21 protein-coding genes are annotated in these 22,849 nt (G+C 68.7%); 5 read left to right on the forward strand and 16 right to left on the reverse strand.

Annotated elements, in window-relative coordinates; all coding sequences use genetic code 11:
* Window positions 1–386: 386 nt before the first annotated feature.
* From tyrS to argH, 5 genes are all read right to left on the reverse strand, one after another.
* On the reverse strand, window positions 387–1,658 hold the full coding sequence (gene tyrS, locus D4740_RS12370) for a tyrosine--tRNA ligase (protein WP_119837211.1): 1,272 nt from the start codon (window positions 1,656–1,658) through the stop codon (window positions 387–389).
* A gap of 129 nt (window positions 1,659–1,787) precedes the next feature.
* Window positions 1,788–2,447 (reverse strand): base excision DNA repair protein, encoded by a 660-nt coding sequence (locus tag D4740_RS12375; RefSeq protein ID WP_119837212.1) that lies wholly within the window; start codon window positions 2,445–2,447, stop codon window positions 1,788–1,790.
* 17 nt (window positions 2,448–2,464) lie between these two features.
* Window positions 2,465–2,821 (reverse strand): hypothetical protein, encoded by a 357-nt coding sequence (locus D4740_RS12380; RefSeq protein ID WP_119837184.1) that lies wholly within the window; start codon window positions 2,819–2,821, stop codon window positions 2,465–2,467.
* Window positions 2,821–3,468: a DNA-3-methyladenine glycosylase gene (locus tag D4740_RS12385; RefSeq protein WP_396027249.1), complete on the reverse strand. Its 648-nt coding sequence runs from the start codon at window positions 3,466–3,468 to the stop codon at window positions 2,821–2,823. The genes D4740_RS12380 and D4740_RS12385 overlap by 1 nt, the downstream gene beginning before the upstream one ends.
* A gap of 28 nt (window positions 3,469–3,496) precedes the next feature.
* A complete protein-coding gene (gene argH, locus D4740_RS12390; protein WP_119837186.1) occupies window positions 3,497–5,005 on the reverse strand; it encodes an argininosuccinate lyase in 1,509 nt (502 codons plus the stop codon).
* A gap of 105 nt (window positions 5,006–5,110) precedes the next feature.
* Between argH and D4740_RS12395 the strand changes: the two genes are divergently transcribed.
* Complete coding sequence (locus tag D4740_RS12395) at window positions 5,111–6,016, forward strand: formate/nitrite transporter family protein (RefSeq protein ID WP_119837213.1); 906 nt, start codon at window positions 5,111–5,113, stop codon at window positions 6,014–6,016.
* Between the two features lie 130 nt (window positions 6,017–6,146).
* Here D4740_RS12395 and D4740_RS12400 read toward each other — a convergent pair whose 3' ends face one another.
* From D4740_RS12400 to pheS, 9 genes are all read right to left on the reverse strand, one after another.
* Window positions 6,147–7,370 carry an argininosuccinate synthase gene (locus D4740_RS12400; RefSeq protein ID WP_119837187.1) on the reverse strand — a complete coding sequence of 408 codons (1,224 nt, stop codon included), beginning with the start codon at window positions 7,368–7,370 and terminating at the stop codon, window positions 6,147–6,149.
* Between the two features lie 160 nt (window positions 7,371–7,530).
* Window positions 7,531–8,109, reverse strand: a complete 579-nt coding sequence (locus D4740_RS12405) for an arginine repressor (RefSeq protein WP_119837188.1) — start codon at window positions 8,107–8,109, stop codon at window positions 7,531–7,533.
* Window positions 8,109–9,377, reverse strand: coding sequence for an acetylornithine transaminase (locus D4740_RS12410; RefSeq protein WP_119837189.1), 1,269 nt, complete (start codon window positions 9,375–9,377; stop codon window positions 8,109–8,111). Before D4740_RS12410 ends, D4740_RS12405 begins: the two co-directional genes overlap by 1 nt.
* Window positions 9,374–10,312 carry an acetylglutamate kinase gene (gene argB / locus D4740_RS12415; protein ID WP_119837214.1) on the reverse strand — a complete coding sequence of 313 codons (939 nt, stop codon included), beginning with the start codon at window positions 10,310–10,312 and terminating at the stop codon, window positions 9,374–9,376. Before argB ends, D4740_RS12410 begins: the two co-directional genes overlap by 4 nt.
* Window positions 10,313–10,377: 65 nt before the next feature.
* Window positions 10,378–11,574, reverse strand: coding sequence for a bifunctional glutamate N-acetyltransferase/amino-acid acetyltransferase ArgJ (gene argJ, locus D4740_RS12420; RefSeq protein WP_119837190.1), 1,197 nt, complete (start codon window positions 11,572–11,574; stop codon window positions 10,378–10,380).
* Window positions 11,571–12,692 carry an N-acetyl-gamma-glutamyl-phosphate reductase gene (argC, locus tag D4740_RS12425; protein ID WP_119837191.1) on the reverse strand — a complete coding sequence of 374 codons (1,122 nt, stop codon included), beginning with the start codon at window positions 12,690–12,692 and terminating at the stop codon, window positions 11,571–11,573. The genes argJ and argC overlap by 4 nt, the downstream gene beginning before the upstream one ends.
* 138 nt (window positions 12,693–12,830) lie before the next feature.
* Window positions 12,831–13,319: a flavodoxin domain-containing protein gene (locus tag D4740_RS12430; RefSeq protein WP_119837192.1), complete on the reverse strand. Its 489-nt coding sequence runs from the start codon at window positions 13,317–13,319 to the stop codon at window positions 12,831–12,833.
* 85 nt (window positions 13,320–13,404) lie between these two features.
* Window positions 13,405–16,104 (reverse strand): phenylalanine--tRNA ligase subunit beta, encoded by a 2,700-nt coding sequence (gene pheT, locus D4740_RS12435; RefSeq protein ID WP_119837193.1) that lies wholly within the window; start codon window positions 16,102–16,104, stop codon window positions 13,405–13,407.
* Between the two features lies 1 nt (window position 16,105).
* Complete coding sequence (gene pheS, locus D4740_RS12440; RefSeq protein WP_119837194.1) at window positions 16,106–17,194, reverse strand: phenylalanine--tRNA ligase subunit alpha; 1,089 nt, start codon at window positions 17,192–17,194, stop codon at window positions 16,106–16,108.
* A gap of 215 nt (window positions 17,195–17,409) precedes the next feature.
* Between pheS and D4740_RS12445 the strand changes: the two genes are divergently transcribed.
* The 4 genes from D4740_RS12445 to D4740_RS12460 all read left to right on the forward strand — a co-directional run bounded on the left by D4740_RS12445 (window position 17,410) and on the right by D4740_RS12460 (window position 21,177).
* Window positions 17,410–18,258, forward strand: coding sequence for a MerR family transcriptional regulator (locus D4740_RS12445; protein ID WP_119837195.1), 849 nt, complete (start codon window positions 17,410–17,412; stop codon window positions 18,256–18,258).
* 68 nt (window positions 18,259–18,326) lie between these two features.
* Entirely contained in the window at window positions 18,327–19,274 is a 948-nt protein-coding gene (locus D4740_RS12450; RefSeq protein WP_243106970.1) for an ABC transporter ATP-binding protein, read from the forward strand.
* Window positions 19,271–20,899 carry an ABC transporter permease gene (locus D4740_RS12455; protein ID WP_119837196.1) on the forward strand — a complete coding sequence of 543 codons (1,629 nt, stop codon included), beginning with the start codon at window positions 19,271–19,273 and terminating at the stop codon, window positions 20,897–20,899. The genes D4740_RS12450 and D4740_RS12455 overlap by 4 nt, the downstream gene beginning before the upstream one ends.
* The gene (locus tag D4740_RS12460) at window positions 20,896–21,177 is read left to right on the forward strand and encodes a hypothetical protein (RefSeq protein ID WP_119837197.1); all 282 of its coding nucleotides are present in this window, start codon (window positions 20,896–20,898) and stop codon (window positions 21,175–21,177) included. Before D4740_RS12455 ends, D4740_RS12460 begins: the two co-directional genes overlap by 4 nt.
* A 123-nt stretch (window positions 21,178–21,300) precedes the next feature.
* Here D4740_RS12460 and D4740_RS12465 read toward each other — a convergent pair whose 3' ends face one another.
* Together D4740_RS12465 and D4740_RS12470 are read right to left on the reverse strand one after the other, a co-directional pair.
* Window positions 21,301–22,155 carry an amino acid ABC transporter permease gene (locus D4740_RS12465; RefSeq protein ID WP_119837198.1) on the reverse strand — a complete coding sequence of 285 codons (855 nt, stop codon included), beginning with the start codon at window positions 22,153–22,155 and terminating at the stop codon, window positions 21,301–21,303.
* On the reverse strand, window positions 22,152–22,805 hold the full coding sequence (locus D4740_RS12470) for an amino acid ABC transporter permease (RefSeq protein ID WP_119837199.1): 654 nt from the start codon (window positions 22,803–22,805) through the stop codon (window positions 22,152–22,154). The genes D4740_RS12465 and D4740_RS12470 overlap by 4 nt, the downstream gene beginning before the upstream one ends.
* Window positions 22,806–22,849: the final 44 nt, after the last annotated feature.

Consider the following 22,849-nt stretch of genomic DNA (forward strand, 5'->3'; position numbering starts at 1 on the left):
ACGCACACCCGACCAGCCGCACGCACACACGCACGACCACAACCAGGCACACCCACAGCAGGACAGCCCCACCCAGACAGGCATAAAAGAACAAGACACACTATCGAGATCTCAAACCACACACCCATGTGGACGCACAGACACTCGCATACCTGATTATCCACAAGTACCGGCAGACTGTGATCCGAGTTGAGAACTCGCGTCAGGGTTACCCTTCACGTCTCTACAGGGATGACAGCACCGCCATGGTCCATTCGGTTCATCGAAACCACCTGCACAGCAGGCCTCGCTTCAACGTTCACCGCCTTGAACCTCGGAATACATTACCCGCCGACACCCATGAGGTCAAACCTCATCAGAGTGACAGTCGTTACACAGTAACCCCATCAGGTGCCCAGAGCCGCCACTCCCACTCCCAGGTGCCGTCGTCCCTTGCGGACCAGGACGCGTCCTCCGGCCAGCAGGTCCTCCCGGGTGACCGCACGGTCCTCGTCAACAACCTTGGTGTTGTTGAGGTAGGCACCGCCGGCGGCAACCGTACGTCGTGCGGCCGAGCGCCCTCTCTCCAAGGAGGTGCTGACCAGCAGATCCACGACCGTCGTCTTGCCGACGACAAGCTCACCCGTAGGAAGGTCCGCTGTCGCAGCCGTGACAGCAGCCTCGTCCAGCTCCCAAAGGTCTCCTCTCCCCCACAGGGCTTGCGTCGCGGCCTCAGCCTGGGCCAGAGCGTCGGCCCCATGCACCCACCGGGTTACCTCCCTGGCAAGGACCTTCTGTGCCTGTCGAGCCTTAGGCCGCTGCCTGGTGTCCTCGTCCAACTGGTCGATCTCCTCCCTGTCCAGGAAGGTGAACACCTTGAGAAAGCGTACGACGTCGGCGTCGTCCACCTGGAGCCAGAACTGGTAGAAGGCGTAGGGCGACATGAGCTGCGGGTCCAGCCACACTGCCCCGCCCTCGGTCTTGCCGAACTTGGTGCCGTCAGCCTTGGTGATGAGCGGGTTGGTCATGACGTGGACCGTCGCCCCCTCAACCTTGTGGATGAGGTCCATGCCTCCTACCAGGTTGCCCCACTGGTCATTGCCCCCCACCTCCAAGGTGCATCCGTGGCGGCGGTACAGTTCAAGGTAGTCGTTGGCCTGAAGCACCTGGTAGCTGAACTCGGTGTAGGAGATGCCCTCCTCACTGGCCAGCCTCCGGGCGACGATGTCCTTGGACAGCATCGTGCCCAGGCGGAAGTGCTTGCCCAGGTCCCGCAGAAGGTCGATAGCGCTCAGGTCGGCCGTCCAGTCCAGGTTGTTGACGATGCGGGCTGGGGCGTCGCCGTCGAAGTCGAGGAGGTGCTCTAGCTGGGCCTGCAGGCTCTGCGCCCACTGGCTCACGACCTCCCTGGTATTGAGCGAGCGCTCCCCTTTGGCACGCGGGTCTCCGATCAGACCGGTCGCCCCGCCGACCAGAGCCAGCGGCCTGTGCCCCGCCATCTGCAGGTGACGCATGACCTTGACTGCAACCAGGTGCCCGTGGTGGAGGCTTGCGGCCGTCGGGTCGAACCCGCAGTAGAAGGTCACCGGCCCCTCCGCCAGCGCCCTGCGTAGCGCCTCAAGGTCGGTGTGCTGGGCGACCAGGCCCCGCCACTGCAGCTCGTCGAGGATGTCGGTCACGGTCCTGTCGCCTTCCATAGGTGCTCCCGGGACTCCTCGTCCGGGGTCGGGCCGACTGCCCGGCGCGGGCTAGTCTGCCACGCCCCACAGAACCGCAGGCCGACCTGGCGCGTACCGGTGGTACCACCCTCACGACGAGGACACGCCAATACCGATCCTGGGTCCGTAGACTTCCCAGCCGCCAGCAGCACGGGCACGCTGCCCCGCCTTGATGACAAGCCCGTGCAGGGCCACCAGCTCGGCGTGGCTCAGGTGCTCGGCACCAATGGTTGTCTCCAGTGCCCTTCTGGTGGTCTCGTAGTCGCGGCCGACATCGTACCCGGCCTGGTGCAGCAGCCGCCGCCCGTAGGTGTCGAAGATGAAGCGACGCCGACCGAAGACCATGAGGGCGACGACATCAGCGCTCTCCGGTCCGATGCCGGGCAGGGCCAGCAGCACAGACCGAAGCGCGTCGTCGTCCAGGCCCCAGGCTGCCTGGCCAGCTGGCGAGAGCATCCACGCGGCATAGCCGCGCAGCGCCCGGGACTTTGCTCGCATAAAGCCGACAGGACGGATCAGCGCGGTCAGCTCGGTGTCGGACAGGCAGAGTAGGCGCTCGGGGTCGAAGCCAGTCGCCTCACGCAACAGCGCCAACGCGCGCTCGACGTTCGTCCAGGCCGCGTTCTGCACCAGGACGATCCCGCACACGTACTCGAAAGGCGACTGTGCTGGCCAGGCCGGAGCCTCCCCCAGCTCGGCGCCCAGGGCTCTCAGGATGTCACGGACCGGTAGCGGGGATGATCCAGCCATCCTGGTCGCCGCCGCCGTCACCACTGCTGCCGATCCGGCCGGTCCCACACAATTGAGTAGCGCCAGTAGAACCGCCGCCGTACACGAGCACCAGGCAGGGTACGCCGCGCTGTGGCGCCGATGTGGCGCAACGACTCGCGTGCCGGTGCCGTAGGCACATCAATGTCGGGGGTCTCGTGGTACCACAGGCTCGCACAACGAATCGGCACCACGCCCAGGAGATCCAGAGCCCAGTCCGCCACGGACTTTCTGGCGGCCAGCCCGATAACGAGGAGCCTGCACCCCGGGGCCACCAGCTCGCCGTGGAAGGCAGCGTTGTGGTTCCAGTAGCTCTCAGGAAACAGGCTGCGCCACGGGCGCGTCGAGCCGCCCATCAGCCCCTCCTGCGCGGCTGTGGCCGAGCGGGCCTGTAGGGCGAGACGGTGGGCTCGCCATCGATCCACAGCCGCCAGGGAAAGACAGAGCCGTCCCCGCCAGGGCCGGACACACCCGTGCGCGGCCCACGACGAATCCGCTCCACGGCCGGCTGGTCCTGGCGCGTGGGCAGCAGCAGGTGCAGGTGCGACCCGGGCGGACCCAGGCAGGTCCCGTCATCATCACGGGTCAGGCCAAGGGCGGCGCACAAGCGCGCTGGCCCACGCGCCAGGTCACGATCCGTGCGGGCAGCAGGCCGACGCAACCGGGCCAGGGCATGCCCGCCAGCGACCTCTCCCCCGCGCAGAAGGACGGCGCGGGCCTGGCCCGCCGGGCCGCAGACGAGGTTGAGGCAGTGGTGCATGCCGTAGGTGAAGTACACGTAGACGTGCCCGGCGGCCTTGAACATCGAGGCGTTGCGGGGCGTCCTCCCCCTGTAGGCGTGTGATCCGGGGTCTTCCTCACCCCGGTAGGCCTCGACCTCTGTGAGCCGGACGCTGACCGCCCCCCGTGAGGTAGACGAGGTAATGACCGAGCCCAGAAGACGAGCGGCAACCTCCACAGGGTCGTGTTCAAGAAGGTCACGGACCTGCGTCGGCACCGCCAATCTGCCTGAGCCAGACGCGCTGCCCACGCTACCTCTCCCCCGGCCTATCCACCTGCCACGCAAGGGAGCCCTCCCAGGCAAAGCCCCTCAGCTCGGCGCTGTGCTCCACCGCCCGGGCCAGCTGCTCAACCACACGCACCGGCGCCGTCCCACCGTGGGCGGACCTGGCTGCTACCGAGCCCTCCACGGACAGGACCTCCCGCACTCCCGGCCCCAGGCGGGGGTCGATACCCTGCAGGTCCTCCTCGCTCAGGTCCCACAGCTCGATGCCGCGCCGCTCACAGGTACGCACGCAGGCGCCAGCGACCTCGTGGGCCTGCCGGAAGGGTACGCCCTGCCTGACTAACCAGTCGGCGATGTCGGTGGCCAGGGAGAACCCCTGCGGCGCCAGATCGGCCATACGCCGGTAGTCCAGCGTCATCGTGCGCACCATGCCCGTTACCGCAGGCAGAAGAACGTCCAGGGTGTCGACCGCGTCAAAGACCGGCTCCTTGTCTTCCTGGAGATCACGATCGTAGGCCAGAGGCAGAGCCTTGAGCGTGGCCAGCAGTCCCGCCAGGTCGCCGATGAGCCGTCCCGCTTTTCCCCGGGCCAGCTCGGCGACGTCGGGGTTCTTCTTCTGCGGCATGATCGACGAGCCCGTCGCGTAGGCGTCGTCAAGAGTGACAAACCCGAACTCCTTCGTGGCCCAGATGATGAGCTCCTCGCTCAGGCGCGACAGGTCCACAGCGGTCATTGCCAGGACAAAGGACATTTCCGCCACCACGTCGCGCGCGCTCGTGCTGTCGATCGAGTTGTCCGCCGCGGAGTCGAAGCCCAACTCAGCGGCAACGACGTCAGGATCGAGGCCTAGGGTGCTACCAGCGAGGGCGCCCGAGCCGTAGGGGCTGACAGCTGCACGGACATCCCAGTCCTCCAGCCGCTCCACGTCGCGCATGAGCGGCCAGGCGTGCGCCAGCAGCTGGTGGGCGATGAGCACGGGCTGGGCGTGCTGCATGTGGGTGCGCCCCGGCATGACACGGTCCTGCGCCCAGGCGGCCTGGTCTATGAGGGCGTCGACGACGTCGAGCACGCGACCGGCAAGGTGACGGGCCTGGTCACGCAGGTACATGCGGATGAGGGTGGCGATCTGGTCGTTGCGGGAGCGTCCGGCACGCAGACGCCCTCCCAGGTCAGCCCCCGCGCGCTCGATAAGTCCGCGCTCCAGTGCGGTATGGACGTCCTCGTCAGCAGGAAGCGGGCAGAAACGGCCGGAGACGACATCGTCCTCCAGGCGGTCCAGGGCGTCCACCATCGCGTGGAGCTGGCCATCGTCAAGGAGCCCTGCCCGGTGCAAGGCGCGAGCGTGCGCCCGGGAGCCCGCAAGGTCGTACCGGGCTAGACGCCAGTCGAAGTGCGTTGACACGCTCAGCGCGGCCAGGGCCTGAGCCGGGGAGCCGGAGAAGCGCCCACCCCACAGGCCGCCGGTCCCGGAAGCCTGGGAAGACTGGGCGCCCGGAGGGTGAGGTGCTGGCTGGCTGGGGTCCTCGCTGCTCATGGGACCATGATGGTCTATCGCCGTGCGTGGAGCCAGTACCTGTATCCCCTGGGCCAGCCGCTACGAGCAGCCGCCACCGGCCTGCTACGTGACAGCATAGGACCCATGGCTGACACACCGTCCAACCCCCTGTTCCCCGGCAAGCAGTTCATCTCCACCGTTCTGGAGGCCCTGGAGACCAAGACCCGCATGACCGGGACGATCGCCCATCGCTATCTTATGCGGGCCGCCATGGCCGGGATGATCGTCGCAGTGTTCTACGTGGTCAACTACGCGATCGTGGGGACCTTTGACGAGCTGTCCGTGGGCGGCGCGTCTCTGGCGGGCGTGGGACGTGTCCTCGGCGCCCTGTGCTTCGGGCCGGCACTGGTGTTCATCTACTACACCCGCTCTGAGCTGCTGACCTCCAACATGATGGTGGTAGTCATCGGCGGGTACTACCGCAGGATCTCCTGGTGGAGGGGACTGAGGGTCCTGGGCATGTGCCTGCTGGGCAACTTCCTGGGCGGGCTGGGCTTTGCCCTGCTCTACCGCTTCTCCTCCCTGCTGGGTGGTAGTACCGGGGACCAGGCGGTGCACTCCGTGGAGACCAAGCTCGCCTACCTGTCCTCCGCCAGTGGTATCGGTGACCTCCTCGTGCGAGCGATCCTGTGCAACTTCATGATCAACCTGGCGATGCTGCTCATCTACAACGGCTTCATCCACGAGGACTGGTCCAAGATCTTCTCGATGATCATGGCGGTGTTCGTCTTCGCCTTTCTCGGCCTGGAGCACTCCGTGGCCAACACGGTCCTGTTCACCGTAGTGGGCATGACGCACGGGATCGAGGTCCCCCTGGCCATGGGCAACGTCGCCGTCGCGCTGCTAGGCAACTTTGTGGGTGGCGGGCTGCTTATCGGCGCCTACTACGCCTACGCCAACGACGACTCCCGCTGGTTGCGTCGGCACGCAGCCTCCCAGCCAGCCGCACAGGCGGAAGGCAGCCAGAAGCCGAAGGCTACCCGCTCCTGACGAGTACGAGCACCCTGGATACGAGCACCCTGGAGCTGTGAGGTCGGGCCCCGCACGACGCGCTGCGGCGCGCGAGGCCCGACCACCCGGTCTTCCCCGTAACAGGTCTTAGCAGCAACCTTCGAAGGCCTCAGAAGGCCTCGACGTCACCCGACCGCAGGTCCCGTGCCGCCGCGAGACGCGACTGGAGCCCGTAGATCTCGATAAAGCCCCGGGCCGAGGACTGGTCGAAGGTGTCGCCGGTGTCGTAGGTAGCCAGGCCGAAGTCATACAGGCCCGTGTCCGTCCTGCGGCCGGTCACCGTCGCCCGTCCTCCGTGCAGGACCATGCGGATGTCACCGCAGACGTGGCGTTGGGTGTCCTCGATGAAGGCGTCCATGGAGCGCTTGAGCGGGGAGTACCACTGCGCCTCGTAGACCAGGTCGCTCCAGGCCTGCTCCATCTGTCGCTTGTAACGCCGCTGCTGGCGCTCCAGCGTGACGGCCTCCAGGGCCTGGTGCGCCTCAATGAGCGCAACCGCTCCAGGCGCCTCGTAGATCTCACGGGACTTGATGCCCACTAGACGGTCCTCCACCATGTCAATACGCCCAACCCCCTGGGCGCCCGCACGCCGGTTGAGCTCCTGAACGGCCTCCAGCGGCGTGACGGGCCGACCGTCCAGCGCCACCGGTACCCCCCGCTCAAAGGTGATGACGACCTCGTCGGGCAACGGCGGGTAAGTGGGGTCGTCGGTGTAGACGTAGACGTCCTTGGTCGGAGCGTTCCACAGGTCCTCCAGGAACCCGGTCTCAATGGCACGGCCCCAGACGTTCTGATCGATGGAGAACGGGTTGTGCCTCGTGGTCTCGATCGGCAGGGAGTGCTCCTCCGCGTAGCCGATGGCTACGTCCCGGGTCAGCGCCAGGTCCCGCACCGGAGACAGGCAGTCCATGTCAGGCGCCATTGAGGTGATTGAGACCTCGAACCGCACCTGGTCGTTGCCCTTGCCGGTACAGCCGTGAGCCACGGTCCCGGCACCGAACTCCCGCGCCGCCCTGACCAGGTGCCGCGCGATCAAAGGCCGGGACAAGGCAGACACCAGGGGGTAGCGGCCCTCGTACAAGGCGTTGGCCTTGAGCGCCGGCACGCAGTAGTCGTTGACGAACTCCTCACGAGCGTCGGCTACGTAGGCCTCGACAGCGCCGCAGTCCAGTGCCCGCTGACGCACGACCCCAAGGTCCTCGCCCCCCTGACCGACATCCACACACACGGCAACGACCTCTCGTCGGGTCCGCTCCGCAATCCATCCAATGGCCACCGAGGTGTCCAGGCCACCGGAGTAGGCCAGGACGACACGGTCCGTGCTAGTGCTCATGGGAAACCTCCTTGGAGACAGTGCGGACAGTAACGAGAGCAGGAAAAAGTAGAAGTCAGGATGGGAGGGCAAGAAAGCCTGTCGGCGTGAAGGGGTGGCGGTGCGCGACGCCGGTAGGGGACCCGCAACCAGCCCAGGCAGCCGGGCAGGAGCGCCCGGCCTATCGTCGGGATGCTGGTTCCGCCAGGGCTAGGAGCAGGGCGACAAGCTCGGCGGAGTCCTGCTCGCTGCGGGTAATCACCAGGACTGTGTCGTCACCGGCGATGCAGCCCAGCACCCCGGGCATCATCGCGTCGTCAACAGCGCCAGCCAGCAGCTGGGCAGCGCCTGCAGGGGTACGCAGCACCACCTGACTGCCGGAGAACTCGGCGGCGACCAGCAGGTCCGCGCACCACCGTGTCAGTCGGGCGGTCACGTAGTCGGACAGGGACTCAGAGTCCGAGCTGCGGCTGCCGACCGCCGCGACCTGCCCCGGTGCCCCCACCTCGGGAAGCGAGTAGACCGGCACCCCGGTTGCCGAGCGCACCTTGGTCGCTCTCAGCTCGACCAGGTCACGGGACAGGGTGGCCTGGGTGGCGCTGACCCCCCGCGCAGCCAGGGCGTCGCGCAGCTCCGCCTGCGACCGGATCCATGACCGGGAGAGGATCTGGGCGATCAGCACGTGCCGAGCGGCTTTTGTCCCGGGAACCGTCCCAGGCTGGTCGCCGCCGGTGTCCTCGCCCGCGGCAGCGCTGCTCATCAGTCCCCCTCCCGCGAGGCCAGGACCCTGGCCAGGGCTGTGGTCAAGGCGTTCGTCTCCTCCTGGGAGACGATAAGGGGCGGGGCCAGCCGGATGGTGTCGGGGCGCGGTGCGTTCACGATGAACCCCTCCCGGGCAAGGGCCTCAGCGACCTCGCTGGCCGGGGCACAGTCATCCACCAGGCCAACACCCAGCAGGAGGCCACGCCCCCTCACCTCACTGACACCGGGAACCGTGGCCAGCTGAGCCGCCCACTGCGCTCCCAGGGCACTGACGTGCTCCAGCAGCCTCTCCTCGCGGATCGTGGCGATCACGGCCAAGGCTGCAGCGCAGGCAACCGGGTTGCCCCCGAAGGTGGTGCCGTGCTGGCCTGGCCCCAGGAGGGAGGCTGCCTCCCCACGTGCCACGACAGCACCCACCGGGATGCCGCCACCCAGCCCCTTGGCAAGGGTCACCACGTCAGGAACGACACCCGGGGCCACGAGGTGGTGCGCCATCCACGCTCCAGTACGTCCCATCCCCGACTGGACCTCGTCAAGGACCAGCAGGGCGCCTGCCTGCGTCGTGAGGCTACGGACAGCCTCCAGGTACCCGCTGGGCAGCTCCCGAACCCCGGCCTCACCCTGTACAGGCTCAACAAAGACCGCAGCGACGTCAGGCCCCATAGCCTGCTGCAGGGCCGCAACGTCGCCGACAGGCAGGAACTCCACTCCCCCCGGCAGAGGCTCGAAAGGCTCCCGGTAGGCCGCTTTGTGCGTCAGGGCCAGGGCACCCATCGTCCTGCCGTGGAAGGCGTCCTCCAATGCCAGCACCCGGGAGCGGGCCGGACCCCCGTACCTGCGAGCGATCTTGAGGGCCGCCTCGTTGGCCTCTGTGCCGGAATTGGACAGGAAGACTCGTACGTCATGGACTTCCTGCCCCTCCTGGGGGAAGACCAAGGAGCACAGCTCCTCAGTCAGACGCACCTGGGCCGGGGTGGTGAAGAAGTTTGACACGTGTCCCAGCGTGCTGAGCTGGTCACTGACTGCCTGAAGGACCGCGGGGTGGGCGTGGCCCAGGCAGTTGACAGCGATGCCGGCCAGCATGTCCGTGTACCGCGTGCCGTCGGCGTCCCACACCGAGGTCCCCTGCCCCCGGACCAGGACCCGCTCCGGGACGCCGAAGGTGTTCATCACCGCCTGGGCATAGCGCGCGCTCCAGGCCTGGTTACTGCCGCCGCCCTCACCCAGGGCGTGTGCGGCTGGCGTCGTGGCAGCCGAGGCGCTCACAGGCTCCTACCTCCGTTCAAGGGTGGTACCGGGGCGTCCCCGGGGTGGATGACGGTGCCCACGCCCTCGTCGGTGACGATCTCCAGGAGCATGCAGTGGGCCTGGCGGCCGTCGACCACATGGGCCTGGCCGACCCCTCCGCGCACCGCCCGCAGGCACGCCTCCATCTTAGGGATCATGCCTGACTCAAGAGTGGGCAGCAACTTCTCCAGCGCACAGGCGCTGATGAACGGGACCAGGGAACCTCGGTCCGGCCAGGCGGAGTAGAGGCCCTCCACGTCGGTCAGCATCATAAGGGACCTGGCTCCCAGGGCTACTGCGATAGCCGCCGCCGCAGTGTCCGCGTTGATGTTGAGGACGGTGGAGGAGTCCTCGGCCAGCGGCGCCACCGACGAGATGACGGGGATCCGTCCCTGGTCAAGCAGGTCAGTGATGGGCTGGGGACTGACCTCGACGACGTCGCCGACCAGACCCACGTCCACCTCCTCACCCCCGACAGAGGCAGGACGACGCCGAGCCCGCAGGAGGCCCCCGTCCTCCCCGCTGATACCGACTGCTGCCGACCCGTCCTTGTTCAGCAGGGAGACGAGCTCGCGCTGGACGGACCCGGTCAGCACCATGCGAACCACGTCCATGACCTCCGGGGTGGTCACGCGCAGGCCGCCGCGAAACTCCGGCTCAATACCAAGCCGACTCAGCATCGCGTTGATCTGGGGGCCGCCCCCGTGGACAACGACAGGCCTGACCCCTACCTGGTGCAGAAAGAGGACGTCCTGGGCGAAGGCCCGCTTGAGGTCGTCGTCCACCATGGCGTTGCCACCGTACTTGATGACCATGGTGGCCCCCTTGTAGGTGCGTAGCCAGGGCACGGCTTCCAGGAGGACCGATGCCTTGAGACGGGGATCGATGGCCGAGGTCCCCGCCGGGGCAGCCATGGTGTCAGCAGTGTCAGAAGACCCGGAGGGGTCCGGGGAGCCAGAGTGCTCGGCGTCGGATGTGGTCATGTGGTGTAGTCCGCGTTGATCGAGACGTAGTCGTGAGTAAGATCGTTGGTCCATACTGTGGCCTGGGCCTGCCCGGAGTGAAGGTCGATGTCGATGCGGGTCTCACGGGGGGTCATGTCCACGTGGGAGCGGTCCTCGCCCACGTTCCCGTGACGGAAGACGGTCACGCCGTTGATCGCCACGTCCACCTGGTCAGGGTCGAAGGGGCAGACCGACTCGGGCACGGTGCCCAACTGGGCCAGCACCCGGCCCCAGTTCGGGTCCTGGCCGGCCACGGCACACCGCAGCAAGGTGGAGGCAGCGACCGTGCGGGCGGCAGCCTCTGCGGCGGCCTCGCTGACGGCGCCTGCGACAGTGACGGCAATATCGTGCGTGGCCCCCTCAGCGTCAGCAACCAGCCTGCGGCCCAGGCGGGCCAGGAGCTCGGTCACGGCATCCTCAAACTCCTCCTGGGAGACGGGGACGCCGGAGGCGCCGGAGGCAAGCAGCACGACAGTGTCGTTAGTGGACATGCAGCCGTCAGAGCTGATGCGGTTAAGAGTGCGGGCAGCCGCCGCACTCAGGGCCTGCCGGGCAGCATCGGGAGTAACCACCGCGTCCGTGGTGACCACAGCCAGCATAGTGGCCATAGCCGGTGCGAGCATACCCACGCCCTTGATCATGCCGCCGACAGTCCAGCGGCCCGGGCCTGAGCCCACCGTGAGCGCCTCCTCCTTGGAGACCGTGTCCGTGGTCATGATGGCGGTGGCGGCCGCAGTGCCAGCATCAGCGGTGGCCTCCAGGCAGAGCGCCGCTACGTCGGCACCGTCCAGGAGACGCGGCATGTCGAGAGGCTCGCCGATGACTCCGGTGGAGCACACCAGGACCTCCGCAGGGTCGCACCCCAGCAGGCCGGCCACGTGCATGGCGGTGGCCTCGGTGTCGCGTACCCCCTGGACCCCGGTGCAGGCGTTGGCCGACCCCGAGTTGAGGACGACCGCCCTAGCACGCCCCCCCTCCTGCCCGCAGGCGGGGGCTAGAGCCTGCCGGGACCACACCACGGGTGCGGCCACCACCCGGTTAGTGGTGAAGACTCCCGCGGCGACGTCGTGGGGGCCGTCGTTGACGACCAGCGCGAGGTCCGGGGCTGCCGAGGGCTTGAGGCCCGCGGCGACGCCTGCGGCCCGAAACCCCTGTGCTGCCGTGACACTCATGGAGCGGCTCCTTCGGTGATCACACCCTCAGTCTCTGGCAGACCAAGAGCTCGGTTGAGGCACTGGACCGCAGCAGAGGCGGTACCCTTGCCAAGATTGTCGATAGCGCACATCGCGGTGGCGGCACCTGCTACCGGGTCAAAGGTGACCTGGACAACGGCTACACCACTGCCTGACACCGATGCAGTGGTAGGCCATGTCCCTACAGGCAGGAGGTGAACCAGCCTCTCCCCCGCCCCCGGGCCACCATAGGCCTCCTCCCAGGCCTGGCGCAGTACGGCCCCCGGGTCCGCGGCCTGGCGGACCTCGCGGGTCACCGGCGCGGTCACAGTGGCCAGGATCCCCCGGCTCATGGGGACCAGCACCGGGGTGAAGGACAGGCGGAGGTCCCCAGCCTGCGCCCCCGCCACGGCCAGGTTCTGGATGATCTCGGGGATGTGGCGGTGGGTCCCGCCCACGGCATAGGGCTGGGCGCCGCCAATGCCCTCCGCCGCCATCAGGTGGGGCCTGAGGGCCTTACCAGCACCTGAGTAGCCCACGGCGAGGACCGCTGTCAGCGCTGCCGCGCCCTGGGAGCAGTCGACCAGGCCGGCCGCCACGCCCGGCTGGAGCGCCAGGGTCACTGCCGTCACGTTGCAGCCCGGGACAGCCAGCCTGCTGGTAGCTGCGATCTGGGTGCGCTGCGCCCGGGCGACGGCCTCACCCGCGTGGAGGAGCTCAGGCATTCCGTAGGTCCACGCACCCGCGTGCGGCGAGCCGTAGAAGGCGGTCCACGCCTCGGGGTCCACTAACCGGTGGTCCGCACCGCAGTCGATGACCAGGGGCGAGGTACCACGGCGGGCCGCCTCCTCCTCGACAGCGGCGGTCACCTCACCGGAGGCACCGTGGGGCAGGGCCAGGACAATGACGTCGTGCTCAGCGAGCCTGGCGGGGTCAGTAGGTTCCACCGTACGCTGCGCCAGCCCCATCAGGTGGGGATGGTGCTGCCCCAGACATGTTCCGGCCGAGGACGCCGCCGTCACTGCGCCGACCTCGATCTGCGGGTGAGCCACCAGGAGGCGCAGAACCTCCCCGCCGGCGTAGCCGGTAGCGCCGGCAACTGCTGCTGTCCAGGTCATGCAGGAACCATACGACGTCTTGCATAGAGATACGAAACTGCAAGGCGTGCCAGCGGGCATTACATCCGTCACAACGACCGCCGTACGAGACCTGCCCGTGCGGCCCGGCCCGCAGCCTCGTCAGGACTCCCGTCAGGCTCAGCCGACCAGTGAGGCGGCGATGGCGTCAGCCCACTGGCGGACCTGGTCCCAGTCGCGGAAGTCACCCTCCGAGGCGCCCCCCAGCCGGGCAATCGACCGTTCCCTGAGCGACAGCCGACCGGGGTCGAAGCGCCCCGGAAACACCATGTGGTCCTCAGGCTCGATAGCCAGCAGGACGGGGCCGATACGCTTGGGGTCGGAGACCTTGCCCTGGGGCAGACCCGACAGGCCCACGGAGAAGGCCCACACCGGGCTGGCAGACAGGACGTCGCTGAAGCGCCTGGTGAACTCGACCGCCTCCGGCGTCCACTGCGTCATGTAGACGGCGCTGCCCAGCACGAAGGCGTCGTAACCGTCTACTGACTCGACCTCCTCCGGCTTGCAGGTGTCAACGTCAATACCCGCGCCCTGCAGCCGCTCGGCGATGACGGCAGCGACCTCGTCAGTGGAGCCGTGGCGGGAGGAGGACGTCAGCAGGAGTCTCATAGCGGCAAGTATTCATGACGCAGGAGACCCGCGCCTGCCTCCAGGCCCCGTACCCGCCCGGTGTGTCCAGAGCCACAGGACCGGCCTACCCGCGCAACTGGGCCCCTAGCGTCGCGGCAGCGCGCTTGACGACGCGCTTGCGTACAGCAGCCGTCTCCTGGGCCGTCAGTGTCCGGTCCGGAGCACGCAGCACCAGGGAGAAGGCCAGGGACTTCCTTCCCTGACCCAGTTGGGGGCCACGGAAGACGTCAAAGAGACGGACCTGCTCCGTCAGGTCTCCCGCTGCACGGCGCACGACCTCCTCCACCGCGCGAGCACTCACGGACTCCTCGACCACCAGGGCGATGTCCTCCTTGGCAGCCGGGAAGGTGGACACCGCCCTGACCTGAAGGACATCGGAGGCCTGCACCGCGTCCAGGAGCGCGTCCAGGTCGATCTCAACGGCACAGGCGCGCTCGGGCAGGCCCAGCTCACGCACGACACGGGGGTGGAGCTCCCCGGCGTAGGCGACCACGGCACCGGGAGAGCCGGGGAGGACGCCGGGACGACTAGCAGGATCGGCACCGGCCAGAGGTCCACGGCCCTGGTGGGTGCTCAGACGCAGCTCGGCGCTACGACCAGGGTGCCAGGGAGCAGGGGGCTCCTCGGGGGCGCGAACGTCCACGGTAAGGCCCAGGGCGCTGGTGACGACGCGCACGAGCTGGACCGCGTCGGCCCAGTCCCAGGCCCGTCCGGCACCCAGTACGCCAGCGTGCTCCCGCTGGCCCACCATGACCGCACCCACGTGCGTGGGCTGCAGGGGGACACCCGCGTGGAGGGCCGCGACCTCCTCGGGACTGGGCCGCTGGGCTGCACCGGGAATCGGCGCGGGGACCGTCCCCTCTGGCAGCGTGACCCTGCCGACCTCGAAGACGGCGACATCTGGTAGCCCCCTCGACACGTTGCGGCTGGCCGCACCGACCAGTGAGTCCAGCACCGAGGTGCGTAGCCGGGGCGCGTCCTCGGACAGGGGGTTGGCCAGGCGCACGCACTGGCGGCGAGGGTCCTTCGCAGGTATACCCAGACGGTCGTGCACGTCACCGATGAACGGGTAGGACAGCACCTGGGTCATGCCCGCTCCGACCAGCGCCTGTACCACGTCACGACGCGCCCGCTGCCGCGGGCTCAGGCCGGTTCCCGCCGGCACCGCCGGGAGCGTGGAGGCGATGTTGTCGTACCCGTCGAGCCGGGCGACCTCCTCGGCGAAGTGGGCGGCCCCCACCAGGTCAGGCCGCCAGGTAGGCGGAGTCACCGAAAGCAGCTCGCTGCCGTCGGCATCGACGCCAACAGGCTCCACCGTGCAGCCCACGCGGCGCAGCAGCTCAGTTACCCGGGCAGCACCGTAGGCCACCCCGGTCAGGCGCTCGGCAGAGTCAGCGCGGATGACGACCGGCTCAGGGTTCGCCGTGCGGTCGACGTCGGTGGCGACCGGTTCGGCAGTGCCACCGCCGTAGCGGACCAGCAGGTCGACGGCGCGCTGGGCGGCGACCGGGGCGAGGGCGGTGTCGACACCGCGCTCGTTGCGCCGAGAGGACTCGGTAGGCAGCCTGTGGCGACGCGCTGAGCGGGCCACGGACACGGCGTCGAAGTGGGCGGCCTCGATGAGGACGTCGGTGGTGTCCTGGCCGACCTCCGCCGCTGCGCCACCAAAGACGCCGGCCAGCACCAGGGCGCGGGAGCCCTCACCGTCCGGGGAGTCAGCGATGACCAGGTCCTCGGGGTCGAGGACCCGGGTGACGTCGTCGAGGAACGTCAGCGCCTCACCCTGCCTGGCACGGCGCACCACGATCGGGCCGGACAGCCTGTCCAGGTCGAAGGCGTGCAGCGGCTGGCCCAGGTCGAGCATGACGTAGTTGGTGACATCTACCGCCAGGCTGATCGGGCGCATGCCAGCGGCCACCAGGCGGTCCTGCATCCACTGCGGGGAGGCAGCGCCGGGGTCGATGCCGCGCACCACCCGGGCCACGTAGCGGTCCACGCCGGGGCGACCGTGAACGGGAGCAGTGTCCTTGGCGAGGAGGACGGGGAAGCCGTCCCGGCCTGCGGGGGCCACACCTGCGGGGAAGAGGTCCGGACTGGTAGCGTCAGCCGGGTCGGTGAAGCGGGCGCCGGTGGCGTGGGAGTACTCACGGGCGATCCCGCGCATGGAGAAGCAGTAGCCGCGGTCCGGGGTCACGTTGACCTCCAGGACCTCCTGCCCCAGACCGAGCAGCCTGGTGGCGTCGGCGCCCGGGGCCGGGACGGACTCGTCCTTTCGACCGTGGGCGGCGAGCCAGCGCTCGAGCACGATGATGCCGGAGTGATCGTCGCCGAGGCCGAGCTCGCGCTCGGAGCAGATCATCCCGTCGGAGACGTGGCCGTAGGTCTTGCGTGCGGAGATGGCGAAGTCACCAGGCAGCACGGCCCCGGGCAGGCTGACCACCACGTGGTCCCCGGCGTCAAAGTTGTGGGCACCGCACACGATGCCACGGCTGGGAAGATCACTGGGCTCCTTGCCGGTGCCGGGTGCGTCGTTGTGCTCCGGGCCCACGTCAACCCGGCAGTAGCCAATGCTCTTGCCGTTGGAGGCGGTAAAGACCTCGCGGGTGAGGACCCTGCCCACGACGAGCGGCCCGGTGACCGCCGGGGGGACAATCTGCTCCTCCTCCAGGCCCACCCGCACCAGGTCGGCGGCCAGCTGGGCGGCGGTCAGGCTGGCAGGAGCCTCGACGTGGTCACGCAGCCACTCGATCGGGACGTAGGGCATGTCAGTGTCCCCTTCCGGTAGTACCGAACTGCTGGGAGAAGCGGATGTCGCCCTCGACAATGTCGTGCATGTCGGCAATACCGTGGCGCAGCATGAGGGTGCGCTCCAGGCCCATCCCAAAGGCGAACCCGGTGTAGACCTCGGGGTCGATGCCGCAGGCGGTGAGGACGTTGGGGTTGACCATGCCGCAGCCGCCCCACTCGATCCAGCCAGCTCCGCCCTTCTTCTGCGGGAACCACAGATCCATCTCGGCGCTGGGCTCGGTGAAGGGGAAGAAGGAGGGGCGCAGGCGGGTACGGGCCTCAGGACCGAACATCGCCCTGGCAAAGTGGTCGAGGGTGCCCTTGAGGTGAGCCATGGTCAGACCCTTGTCCACCGCCAGGCCCTCAACCTGGTGAAAGACCGGGGTATGGGTCTGGTCCAGCTCGTCAGAGCGGAACACCTTGCCCGGGCACGCCACGTAGATGGGCGGGTCCTGCTCCAGCATGACCCGGGCCTGCACCGGCGAGGTGTGGGTGCGCAGGACGAGGTTGGAGGGGTGCCCGGGAGCAGCGCCCACGGACTCACCCTGGACGTAGAAGGTGTCCTGCATCTGGCGGGCGGGATGGTCGGTGTCGAAGTTGAGGGCGTCAAAGTCGAACCACTCGTGCTCGACCTCCGGCCCCTCGGCAATGGACCAGCCCATGGCGACAAAGAGGTCGCAGACCTCGTCGACGAGGACGTCCAGGGGATGACGGGCGCCCGGCGTGGTGCGGGCGGTGGGCACGGTGACGTCGACGGCCTCGGTGGCCAGCATGTTCGCCTCGGCCTGGGCCTCGAGCACCTGCTGGCGTTCGGTCAGGGCGGCGGATATGCGGCCGCGAGCACCGCCGAGCAGCCTGCCGGCGGCGGCCTTGGCGGCACGGTCCGGGAGCCGACCGATCTCCCGGTTGGCCAGGGCCAGGGCAGAGGCGTCGCCGAGGTAGGCCAGGCGCGCCTCCTTGAGCCCGGCCAGGCTGTCGGCAGCGTCGACGGCGGCCAGGGCCTGCTCGACGAGGGCGTTGACGCCGACCTCGTCCGTCGGCGAGAGCGCACCGGGGGCGTCAGTCATATGCGGTTGCCTTCCACCAGGTGGGTCAGAGTGTCCAGAGTAGTCTGGGCCAGACTAGTCTGTTGCGCAGGAGCGCCCGAAATCGTCTCGGGACCGTGGCACCCGCACGGCACCAGCACAGCATGACCACACGTCACGTGGACGCGGTCACGCACAGGGCCTGGCAGTGACGTAGAACTTGACGGTGACGCGGCGTCACCTGCTGGGATGGATGCATGCGCGTCAAGGAGATCGCCGACCTGGCCGGTACCACCCCGCGGGCGGTGCGCCACTACCACCGGCTCGGGCTGCTGCCGGTACCGCCGACCGTGCACGGGAAGCGCGAGTACGGCGTCGCGCACCTGGCCCGGCTCATGCGGATACGCTGGCTGGCCGAGGGCGGGCTGCCCCTGGCGCAGATTGCCGAGGTACTCGCTCAGGACCCAGGAGGCACCGACCGCGACTCGGTGCTGGGCAGTCTACGGGCCACCCGCGAGGAGATCCTGGCACGCCGCCGTGGGCTGCAGGCGCAGGAGGCCCGCATCGAGGAGCTGATAGCCCGGGTCGAGGACGGGGAGGGGCTCACGCCCATCCCCCAGCTGCTGGTGCGCTTCTACGACGCCGTCCAGGCACGTCTTGACGAGGCGGGCCTGAACGCCCGCGGACTGCGGGCCGAGCGGCAGGTAGTGACGGCCCTGGCTGCCCTGGACCTTGTCCCCGACAGCATCAACGCCTTCCTGGCCGAGCTGGACTCCACGGACTGGGAAGCAGGGGTGCGCATCTACACGGAGATCGCCCGCCTGGAGCAGCTGCATGGGGACGTCGCCCGCACCTCGGCCATCCAGTTGGCCGAGGAGACCTGGGAGTACACCCTCCGGCACCGACGTGCGGCGCTGGCCGCGTTCGCGGGCTTTCCGGCCGGGGCGCCGGGGCGCACCACCTGGCGGCTGACCCAGATGATCACCGACGCCTACACCGGACCGGCGCAGCACCTGTACCTCAACCGATTCCTGGAGCTGCTCATGACGGACCCGGAGTTCGCCGTCGTCCTTAAACGCCTGGCCGGTGACGAGCCCGCGTTATAAGCGGTCCCCCTCCGGACCGTCCCTGATCCCGATCCCACCACTCGCACTCCCATGAAAGGACACCACTGGTGACAGCACGCAAAGACAGGGGCCGCGCCGTCGGCGCCACGAATCCATCCGGCACCCCGATTCGTGTCCAGGGCCTGGTCAAGCGCTTTGGGCGCTTCACCGCCCTGGACGGGCTGGACCTGAAGGTCGCCGTCGGCCAGGTGCACGGCTTCCTCGGCCCGAACGGAGCAGGCAAGTCCACCACGATCCGTACTCTGCTGGGCCTGTACCACCCCGACGGCGGCACGGTGCGGGTACATGGCGCCGACCCACGACGGGCAGCCCCTGAGATCAACCGAGAGATCTCCTACGTGGCCGGGGACGTGGCCCTGTGGCCGAGCCTGACCGGCGGGCAGGCGCTCGACGCCCTGGCAGGTCTGCGCGGTAGGCGAGACCGTGCCCGGGAGAAGGAGCTGATCGAGCGCTTCGCCCTGGACCCGAGCAAGAAGGTACGCACCTACTCCAAGGGCAACCGGCAGAAGGTGGCACTGGTTGCGGCACTGGCCGCACCCACCAGCCTGCTGATTCTCGACGAGCCGACCAGTGGCCTGGACCCGCTGATGGAACAGGTATTCATGGATGAGGTGACCCGCGCCGCGGCCCAGGGGCGCACCGTGCTGTTGTCCAGCCATATCCTCGCCGAGGTACAGCGCCTGTGCAGCGCCGTAACGATCATCAAGGACGGGCGTGTGGTGGAGCAAGGCGACTTGACCCGGCTGCAGCAGCTGGCCCGTACCCGGATCGAGGTCGGCGGCAACACGGATCAGCTGCGCGGCATCGCGGCATCGCTGCCGCAGCTGGAAGGCGATGTGTCGGTAGAGGACGGCCGCCTGAGCGTGCAGGTGACTCCCGCCCGTGTCCCCCAGGTGCTGGCGGCCGTCGCCGCGCAGGGAGCCACCGACGTGAGCTGTCGGCCAGCGAGCCTGGAGGACCTGTTCCTGCGTCACTACGAGGAGGTACGCGGATGATCCACCACGATGACCTGCGTGGTATGGGCCACGCGCTGCGGCTGACCGCCCGGAGGCTGCGCGTGCAGGTGCTGGCCTGGATCCTTCCCCTGTGGCTGGGTATGGCTTCCTTCGCACCGACGTATCAGGACGCCTACTTCTCCGACGCCGACGGCGCCGGTGGTGCGGGCGGCAATGCGGTGGTTGAGGCGCTGCGCGCCTCCCCCGGCACCCGCCTGCTGTACGGAGAGCTCCCCGAACCAGGCACGATAGGCCAGCTGGTGGAGTGGGAGGGCGCCACCTACCTGCTCGTGTGCACGGCGCTCATGGCGGTGCTGCTGACCTGCCGCCTGATGCGCGCGGACGAGGACGAGGGCCTGACCGAGCTGTTGCGCAGCGCGGGCGCCGGGAGGTGGGTGCCCTTCCTGGCCCCGGTACTGGTGACCTGGGCGGCGGTCGGCGTCCTGGCCGCCTTCGTGGGCAGCACGCTCATGGCCGAGGCACACGGGATTGAGGCGCTGACCGCGCCGGGCGCCTGGGCGCTGGCAGGAGTGACCGCGATCGTCGGCTGGGGCTTCGCGGGGCTGGCCGCCGTGGTCTGCCAGTTGGCACGCAGCGTTGCCGGCGCCCGCCCTCTGGCACTGGCATGCGTTGGAGTTGCCTTCGTGGTGCGGGTGCTGGCCGATGAATCCGGTGCCGCCTGGCTGCGGTGGACCACACCGCTAGGCTGGCGCGACCTGGTCGCCCCCTACACCGACGACGACCCCGTCCCACTGGCGGCGTGCACCGCGATATGCGGGATGCTGGTCGCGACCGCCGGGGCGCTGTACGCCCACCGGGAGTATGCGGGTGGCTACCTCCCCGACCGAGCCACCAGCCGACGCCGCTGGCGGATCCACGGCTACGCCGACCTACTCACGCGCCTGTCCACACGCACAACACTGATATGGGCGGCAGCAGTGGCCTGCTTCTCAGCGCTATTCGGTTCTACGACCGAGAGTATCCTGGAGATGATGCGGGACGATCGCATCGCCGCCTATGTGGACGTGCTGGTGCAGGCCGATGTCGGCGTGATGGCGCAGTTCATGTCGTTGATGACCGTGCTGCTGGTACTGCTGATCGCGGTGGCGGCGACTGGGCAGGCGGGCCGGCTGGCCACCGATGAGACCGCCGGGCTGGTGGATGCTGAGGTCGCCGTCGGGATGCCGCGCTGGCGCCTGTTCCTGACCCAGGCCGCCTCGGCAGTGGTGGTAGCGGCCGTCCTGCTGGTGCTGTGCGGGACGGTGCTGGCCACTGCCACGGCCACGCAGGTAACCGCGGACCATGCTGTGGAGCGGGCCTTCGTGTTCACCGTCAGCCAGCTGCCCGGAGTGCTGGCGGCGATTGGCATCACCCTGGCAGTGATCGGCGTGGCGCCGCGGCGCTTCGGGATCGTGTGGGCAGTGATTGCCTGGAGCGCCTTCGCACGGCTGCTCGGCGGCCTGGTGGAGCTGCCCCGGTGGGCTCAGGAACTGAGCGTGGTGGGGCACCACCTTGACGTCGTCAGCGACCCCGACTGGATGCCGCTAGCAGTGCAGGCCGCAGTCGGCCTGGTCGGCACGTTCCTGGGCCTGGTCGCCTACCAGCACCGCGACCTGTCCCGGTGAGCGCGCTGACGGCCCGGGCGAGAGCCGTCCAGCTCGACTCCTACATCGAGCACGTCACTGACCGTGACATCCTTGAGCAGGGTGGCTCGATCCGCAGACCCGGATCTCTGGGCCTGGCTACGCTCCTAGGCTGCGGCGACGTCCACGACCGCCTCCTACTCGGCGATCCTTGGTGCAGCCACTGCGGGAGACTCAGACAACCAGCCCGGAGCACCACCACCCAAACCAACCGTAACCTGCTCACCCGGATCTGGGTCCTCGACCCTGTGCCCACCTAGGATCTCAATCCCTCCCTCTCGCCCTGCTGGACCAGCTGCCATGACGAAGCCACCCCGCCTGTAGTGACACACACCTGCGTCGTAGCCGCGCTCGCTACGAGACGATGCCTGTAGGGCGGGAGCTCAGCGGGTACGCGCCTCCACACGCCGCGCCAGCGCACCCAGCGCCCAGTTGACGAGCACGTAGACCACCGCGATGATGACGTAGGCGGGCAGGTACACGTCGAGGTGGGCACTGACCCGCGCGGAGGACACCAGCAGGCGCCCCGCGTACATGAGCTCGGCGTAGGCCACCACGTAGCCCAGCGAGGAGTCCTTGAGGATCGTCACCAGCTGGGTGACCAGGGTCGGCAGCATCAGGCGCAGCGCCTGAGGGGCCAGCACCAGGCGCATGGTCTGGCCCCGGCTCAGCCCCAGCGCCAAGGCCGCCTCGCTCTGCCCCCGGCCCAGGGCGGCCACCCCGGAGCGGAACACCTCCGCTGTGGTCGCCGAGGAGCACATGATGACGGGGACGGTCAGCATCCACAACGGTGACAGCGTCAGCCCCCAGCGCGGCACCGCCAGCAGGAAGAAGTAGATAAGCAGCAGCATGGGGACGGCGCGCATGGCGTCGATCCAGGTGCCGACCACCAGGCGCACCACCGTGGAGCGGCTCATGCGCGCCCAGCCCAGGCCGATCCCCAGGGGGAAGGACAAGGCGGCACCCACAACGGTGACGAGCAGGGTGTCAGCCAGCGCGCGGCCGAGATAGCTGACGACCGACTGCCCCAGGAAGTAGCGCCACCTGGGATAGGCCAGCTGGCCTGCCTGGTCGAGCTGCACCAGGGCGGCTACCACCAGCGCCACGAGGACCAGGGTGACGGCTACTGAGCCGATGAGAATGCGACGCCGTCCCCTGGGGCCGGGAGCATCGAAGAGCAGGTCGGCGTCAGTGGTACCACGCGGGCGAGAAGAGGTGCGTGCAGTCAGAAGACTCATGAACGGGCCTCCCCTCCGGTGACGCGGCGCTCCAGCACGGCTCCGAGCCTGGTGGCAAGGAAGGCGATAGCCAGGTAGGTCAGGCCCGAGGTGAGGAAGGTGATCACCGCCTGCGCGTAGCGCAGGTTGAGCTGCTGGGTGACGTTGGTCAGCTCGGGCACACCGATGGCGGCAGCCAGCGAGGAGCCGATGAGGCAGGAGATGAAGATGTTGACCAGTGGCTGGATGGTGCGCGCCAGCGCCTGGGGTAGCACCACGGTGGTGATGATCAGCCCGAAGGGCATCCCCAGGGCTCGGGCCGCCTCGACCTGCCCCTTGGGCACAGAGTTGATACCGGAGCGCACCGTCTCGCACACGAAGCCAGAAGCGGAGAAGACAATGGCTGTGACAGCTGCCGCAAACAGGGACAGCGGCACCCCGGCACGCGGGGCGGCGAAGGCCGCCAGGATCATCAGGCACAGGGTCGGGATGTTGCAGGCCACCGTCACCCAGGCGGCGCCCAGGACCCGCAGCGGCGGGATCGGGCTGACGCGAAAGAGCGCGATGAGCGTACCGACCACCAGCGCAAGCGTGAAGCCGAGCATGGCGATCACAAGGGTCGTGGCCAGACCCTGGCCGATCACGCCAAGATTGTCGGTGATGACGGTCACGAGCACCTCCTCCGGACGGCCGGGTGCGGGCCACGGGGCCCGGC

It is taken from the genome of Actinomyces sp. 2119 (assembly GCF_003591215.1).
Classification (GTDB): domain Bacteria; phylum Actinomycetota; class Actinomycetes; order Actinomycetales; family Actinomycetaceae; genus Actinomyces; species Actinomyces lilanjuaniae.